This is a genomic window from Bacillus sp. LR--39 (genome assembly GCF_053613335.1).
In genome coordinates, this window is the sequence record NZ_JBSIOT010000561.1 from 1 (window position 1) to 865 (window position 865).

Sequence of the window (865 nt, forward strand, 5' to 3'; positions counted from 1 at the left end):
TTGGTCGAAGGCATTGGAACATCTGCCTGATCAGCTGGAGCTTCCGACTGATCACCCGCGTCCGTCGGAATCTAGCTACAGAGGCGGTACGATTGATCTCAGCATTGACGAACAGCTGCACGGCCGCCTGTTCGATTTGTCCCGCAGCACCGGAGTCAGCATGTTTATGATTTTGCAGTCGGCTCTTGCCGCACTACTGACACGGCTCGGAGCAGGCCATGATATTCCGCTCGGCAGCCCGATAGCGGGAAGAAACGATGATGCTTTAGGCGAAATTGTCGGATTGTTTGTTAATACGCTTGTGCTTCGAACAGATACATCGGGTAATCCGAGTTTTCGGGAGCTTCTGAACAGAGTCAGAAAAGTAAACCTTGCAGCGTATGAGCATCAGGACCTTCCGTTCGAGCGTCTTGTTGAAGTGCTTAATCCGCGCAGGTCAAGAGCGAGACATCCGCTGTTCCAAATTATGCTTGCCTTTCAAAATACGCCTGAACCTGAGCTTGACCTTTCCGGCCTCAAGTCAGACATTGAAATTCGCAGCGTCGGAGCAGCCAAGTTTGATTTGACGATTGAGCTTCGCGAACATCGAAAAGCGGACGGAACACCCGCAGGTATCGGCGGATTTCTTGAATACAGCACAGATTTATTTGAGCGAAATACGGTTCAAACATTGGCAGAACGGCTTGTCAGGCTGCTGGATTCAGCAGCAGACGACCCTGATCAGCCGATCGAAAAACTCGATATTCTCCTTCCGGCCGAACGGGAAAACATGCTGGCTGATTGGAGCAAATCGTCCAACAGCATACCTTGTTCATCTTTGCCCGTTTTGTTTGAAAAGCAGGCGGCAAAGGATCCGGAAGCTGTT

General features: G+C 50.9%; 1 protein-coding gene. It reads left to right on the plus strand.

All coding sequences use genetic code 11. The annotated features are described in order from the left end of the window. The coding region (locus ACWHAR_RS24915; protein WP_452088158.1) for a condensation domain-containing protein at positions 1–865 on the plus strand (865 nt) is incomplete at both ends.